5 protein-coding genes are annotated in these 4,917 nt (G+C 66.5%); 3 read left to right on the top strand and 2 right to left on the bottom strand.

What is annotated here, in order from left to right; genetic code table 11:
• Positions 1-7: 7 nt before the first annotated feature.
• Both ctaD and coxB read right to left on the bottom strand, forming a co-directional pair.
• The gene (ctaD, locus tag AX681_RS00930; RefSeq protein WP_066657643.1) at positions 8-1,687 is read right to left on the bottom strand and encodes a cytochrome c oxidase subunit I; all 1,680 of its coding nucleotides are present in this window, start codon (positions 1,685-1,687) and stop codon (positions 8-10) included.
• Positions 1,688-1,689: 2 nt separating this feature from the next.
• A complete protein-coding gene (coxB, locus tag AX681_RS00925) occupies positions 1,690-2,856 on the bottom strand; it encodes a cytochrome c oxidase subunit II (RefSeq protein WP_066657645.1) in 1,167 nt (388 codons plus the stop codon).
• A 204-nt stretch (positions 2,857-3,060) separates the two neighbouring features.
• On the opposite strand from coxB, the gene pyrE reads away from it, so the two are divergent.
• The 3 genes from pyrE to acpS all read left to right on the top strand — a co-directional run.
• Positions 3,061-3,645, top strand: a complete 585-nt coding sequence (gene pyrE, locus AX681_RS00920) for an orotate phosphoribosyltransferase (protein ID WP_066657648.1) — start codon at positions 3,061-3,063, stop codon at positions 3,643-3,645.
• Positions 3,645-4,370, top strand: coding sequence for a pyridoxine 5'-phosphate synthase (locus AX681_RS00915; protein WP_443026120.1), 726 nt, complete (start codon positions 3,645-3,647; stop codon positions 4,368-4,370). Before pyrE ends, AX681_RS00915 begins: the two co-directional genes overlap by 1 nt.
• A gap of 139 nt (positions 4,371-4,509) precedes the next feature.
• The coding region (acpS, locus tag AX681_RS00910) for a holo-ACP synthase (protein ID WP_066657651.1) at positions 4,510-4,917 on the top strand (408 nt) is incomplete at its 3' end.

The raw sequence follows: 4,917 nt of genomic DNA, 5'->3' as shown, positions 1-4,917 counted from the left end.
GCCGACCTCAGTGATGCTTGTCGTCGGCGATCACGGGCAGGGTTTCGAACTGGTGGAACGGCGGCGGGCTGGACAGGGTCCATTCCAGCGTCGTGGCACCTTCGCCCCACGGATTGTCGGGAGCCTTCTTGCCGGCGGCGAGCGACCAGAACAGGTTGACGAAGAAGATCGCCATGCCCGCCAGCATGATCACATAGCCCCAGCTCGAAATCTCGTTCCAATAGGCATAGGCGTCCGGATAGTCCGGGTAGCGGCGCGGCATGCCCTGGAGGCCCAGGAAGTGCTGCGGGAAGAACAGCACGTTGACGCCGACGAAGAATACCCAGAAGTGCAGCTGGCCGAGGAACTCGTTGTACATCTTCCCGAACATCTTCGGGAACCAGTAGTAGAAGCCCGCGAACAGGCCGAACACCGCGCCCAGCGAGAGCACATAGTGGAAGTGCGCGACGACGTAGTAGGTGTCGTGCATGTAATCGTCGACGCCGCCATTCGCGAGCACCACGCCGGTGACGCCGCCGACGGTGAACAGGAAGATGAAGCCGATCGCCCAGACCATCGGGGTCTTGAAGCTCATCGACCCGCCCCACATCGTCGCGATCCACGAGAAGATCTTGATGCCGGTCGGCACCGCGATGATCATCGTCGCGGCGGTGAAGTACATCTTCACGTTCACGCTCATGCCGGTGGTGAACATGTGGTGCGCCCACACGACGAAGCCGACCACGCCGATCGCGACCATGGCGTACGCCATGCCGAGATAGCCGAACACCGGCTTGCGGCTGAAGGTCGAGACGATCTGGCTGATGATGCCGAAGCCCGGCAGGATCATGATGTACACTTCGGGGTGGCCGAAGAACCAGAACAGATGCTGGTACAGCACCGGATCGCCGCCGCCGGCGGGATCGTAGAAGGTGGTGCCGAAGTTACGGTCGGTCAGCAGCATGGTGATCGCCGCGGCAAGAACCGGGAGCGCGAGCAGCAGCAGGAAGGCGGTGATCAGCACCGACCACACGAACAGCGGCATCTTGTGCAGGGTCATGCCCGGCGCGCGCATGTTGAAGATGGTGGTGATGAAGTTGATCGCACCCAGGATCGAGCTGGCACCGGCAAGGTGGAGCGACAGGATCGCCATGTCCACCGCCGGCCCCGGCTCACCATAGGTCGAGAGCGGGGCGTAGACGGTCCAGCCGGTACCCGCGCCGCCACCGAAGAAGGGCGAGGCGAGCAGCAGCAGGAACGCGGGGACCAGCAGCCAGAAGGACAGGTTGTTCATGCGCGGGAACGCCATGTCCGGCGCGCCGATCATGATCGGAACGAACCAGTTGCCGAAGCCGCCGATCATGGCCGGCATGACCATGAAGAACACCATGATCAGGCCGTGCGCGGTGATCAGCACGTTCCAGAAGTGCAGCGATTCGTCGAAGGTCTTGGGACCGCCATGTACCCATTCGGCGATGTAGCCGAGATGCTGGATACCCGGCTCGGCCAGTTCGAGGCGCATCACGCCCGAGATGGCACCACCGATGATCCCCGCGATAATCGCGAAGATCAGGTAGAGCGTGCCGATGTCCTTGTGGTTGGTCGACAGGAACCAGCGGGCGAAGAAGCCCGGCACATGGTCCGCATGCGTGTCGTGATGGTCGTCATGCGCCGTAAAGGCGTGCGCGTCGCGTGCTGCGTCGGTCATGCTCAATTGTCCGTGTTGCCGGTGGCGGCTTGATTGGTGGTGGCGCCGGCTTCGGTCGCCTCGACGGTCGCATTGCCGGTGGCGACGATGGCGTTGGCCGGGGTCGCGGTGTCGTCGGCGGCATCGCTGCTCGGCTGGGCCGGGGCTGCGGCCGAGGGCTTTGCGGCCGACGGCATGGTGCCGCCCTTGGCCGCGACCCACTGCGCGAACACGGCCGGCTCGACCGCCTCGACCACGATCGGCATGTACGCGTGACGCGCACCGCACAGTTCGCTGCACTGGCCGAAATAAACGCCGGGCTTGTCGACGGTGAAGCTGGTTTCGTTGAGGCGGCCGGGGATCGCGTCCATCTTGATCCAGAAAGCGGGAACCGCCCAGCTGTGGATCACGTCGTTGGCGGTCGCGATCAGGCGGATCGGGGTGCCGACCGGCACGACGATGCGGTTGTCGACCGCGAGCAGGCGCGGACCATCGACATCGGTGCGGAAGCGCTCACCGGCCTTAACCTCGCTCTGTTCCTTGAGCATGTTGGCAGTGATCGAAATGCCGCCATGGTCGGGATATTCGTACGACCAGTACCACTGGTTGCCGATCGCCTTGATCGTCACGGCGTTATCCGGCGCAGGCTTGAACTGCTTGGCCAGCAGCGCGATCGACGGCCAGGCGATGAAGGCGAGGATCAGCACCGGCACCGCGGTCCAGATGATTTCGATCAGCGTGTTGTGGCTGGTCTTCGACGGGACCGGGTTCGCCTTGCGGCGATAGCGGATGATCGTCCAGGCGAGCAGGAAGAGGACCACCACCGAGATTCCAGTGATGACCGGCAGCAGGATGTGGTTGTGGAAGCTGGCGGCGCTTTCGCCCAGCTTCGTCGCCTGCGGCTGGATGCCGACCTTCTTGTCGACTGGCATGCCGATGCCGGCGACCGGCCCGTTCTTGTGCGTGCCGTCGGCATTCAGCGTCGGATCGGCAACTTTCGCTTCCGCGGGAGCAGCCGTGGCGGCTTGCTCGACCGGGTTGCCCGGCGCGGGAACCGCGGCCGGAGTCGCCACCGTCACCGGTGCGGGTGCTTCGGGCGCCGCTGCTGCCGGCGCTTGAGCCTGGGCCATGCCCCCGGCGAGCAGCATGCCCGCAGCCAGCACGATCGCCTTCAATCCATGCATGCGCATCGTCTCAATAAACCCCTGTCCTTCTGGCCCCTGTACGGGGGCGCCGGCTTTGCCGGTCGCGCGGACGCAATTCGCCCGTCGAGGCTGGCCTATAGCACCTCGCGCGTCCGTCTCAAGCGTGTCGACTGCTCTTTTTACCCGTAGTGTTGCGGGGGGGCCGCCCGGACCCTAGATGCCGGGCCAGAACAAGAGCGGGGTGGACGCGTGACCGAAGACGAGGTGCTGGGCGAATTCCGGGCGGCAGAGGCGCTGCTGGAGGGGCATTTCATCCTGTCGTCGGGGCTGCGCAGCCCGCGTTACCTGCAATGCGCGCGCGTGCTGATGAACCCGCGCCGTGCCGCGCGGCTGGCAGAAGCGGTGGCCGCCAACATTCCCGCCGAACTGCGCGCAAAGATCACCGCCGTCGTCTCCCCCGCGATGGGCGGAGTGATCGCGGGACAGGAAGTCGCCCGCGCGCTCGACGTCGATGCGATGTTCGTCGAACGCCCCACCGGCACCTTCGAACTGCGCCGCGGCTTTCGCCTGACGCCGGGGCAGCAGGTGCTGATGATGGAAGACGTCGTCACCACCGGGCTCTCGTCGCGCGAGGCGATGAAGGCGATTGCCGAGGCGGGCGGCGAGGTGATTGCCGCCGCGTCGCTGGTCGACCGCTCGAACGGCACGGCAGACCTGGGCGTCCCGTTCTTCCCGCTGATCCGCCTCGACGTGCCGAGCTACGCCGCCGACGCGGTTCCGCCCGAACTGGCGGCGATTCCGGCGATCAAGCCGGGCAGCCGGGCGGCCGCGTGATGGGGCACCTGCGCCTTGGCGTGAACATCGACCATGTCGCCACCGTGCGCAATGCGCGCGGGAGCGGCTATCCCGATCCGGTGCGCGCGGCGTTGCTGGCGGCGGAGGCCGGGGCGGACGGGATCACGGCGCATCTGCGTGAGGACCGGCGGCACATCACCGACGACGATATTGCGCGGCTGGCGGCGGAGCTGACCATCCCGCTCAATCTGGAAATGGCGGCGACCGACGAGATGCTGGCGATCGCGCTGCGCCACCGCCCGCACGCCGCGTGCATCGTGCCCGAGCGGCGCGAGGAGCGGACGACCGAGGGCGGGCTTGACGCGGCGGGGCTGCATGATTTGCTCGCACCGATGGTCGCGGAGCTGAAGGGCGCGAAGATCCGCGTGTCGCTGTTCATCGAGCCCGATCCGGCGCAGATCGAAGCGGCGATGCGGCTGGGCGCGCCGGTCGTGGAGCTGCACACCGGGCGCTATTGCGAGCTGGAGGGTGAGGCGCAGACCGCCGAGTTGCGCCGCATCGCCGATGCCGCCGCGCTCGCGGCGAAGAACGGGATCGAGGTGCATGCCGGGCACGGCCTGACCTTCGACAATGTCGTCCCGATCGCGGCGATCCCGCAGCTGGCGGAGCTGAATATCGGGCATTTCCTGATCGGCGAGGCGATTTTCGACGGGCTGGCCCCGGTGGTGCGGCGGATGCGCGACCTGATGGACGCGGCGCGGTGAATCGCCCTCTCCCATTGGGACAGGGAGGGGACCCGCGCGCGTTAGCGCGTGGGGAGGGTGAGGGTGACGCCCTCATCGGGTCACGCTCACCCTTCCGCCGCTTCGCGGCTCCCTCCCTCTCCCAATGGGAGAGGGATTTATGATCATCGGCATCGGGTCCGACCTGTGTAACATCGAGCGGATCCAGTCGTCCCTCGACCGGTTCGGCATGCGGTTCGAGCAGCGCGTGTTCACCGAGACCGAGCTGCGCAAGGCGGCGCGGCGGCCGATGGGCTATGCCGCAACGCTCGCGAAACGTTTTGCTGCCAAAGAGGCTTTTTCGAAGGCGGTCGGGACCGGTTTCAAGTCTGGCGTGTTCATGCGCGATATCGGCGTGGTCAATGCGCCGTCGGGCGCGCCGACATTGGCGCTGACCGGGGGAGCAAAGGCGCGGCTTGACGCGATGACGCCCGCGGGACACGTGGTGAAGGTGCACCTGACGCTGACGGACGACCATCCCTGGGCACAGGCGCTGGTGGTGATCGAGGCGCTGCCCGTGGCGGGCGAG

The organism is Sphingomonas sp. CCH9-E2, assembly GCF_001557215.1.
Lineage (GTDB): Bacteria > Pseudomonadota > Alphaproteobacteria > Sphingomonadales > Sphingomonadaceae > Sphingomonas.
This window is presented reverse-complemented; position numbering and strand designations above follow the sequence as displayed.